This is a genomic window from Pseudoalteromonas sp. 0802, assembly GCF_013350085.1.
Classification (GTDB): domain Bacteria; phylum Pseudomonadota; class Gammaproteobacteria; order Enterobacterales; family Alteromonadaceae; genus Pseudoalteromonas.
This window is the reverse complement of the sequence record NZ_JABVXE010000125.1, coordinates 1-223: the sequence shown is the minus strand read 5'-3', so window position 1 is coordinate 223 and position 223 is coordinate 1. Positions and strand designations below refer to the sequence as shown.

1 pseudogene is annotated in these 223 nt (G+C 39.0%); it reads right to left on the bottom strand.

The window, feature by feature from the left end:
- Positions 1 to 190, bottom strand: a pseudogene (locus tag HUS61_RS21585) (RNA-guided endonuclease TnpB family protein); the annotation flags it as partial.
- Positions 191 to 223 lie beyond the last annotated feature (33 nt).

The following is a 223-nucleotide window of genomic DNA, read 5'->3' as shown; positions in this document are numbered from 1 at the left end:
TTTTCTTTTTGTATGAGACTTTATGCTTTGGAAAGCGCTGCAAACGAACCTTTGAAAAAGCATTCTTAACAGCAGTTTCTAAATCGCGAGCAACCTGCTGAGCCGCTGCTGAATCAAAAGATTTAATCCACGCAAACTCTTCGAAAGGCTTTAATTCCTTAAGAAGCGAGGCCATTTCTTTGTAAAACAAGAACGTCTTATCGTACTCATATCGACGCATATT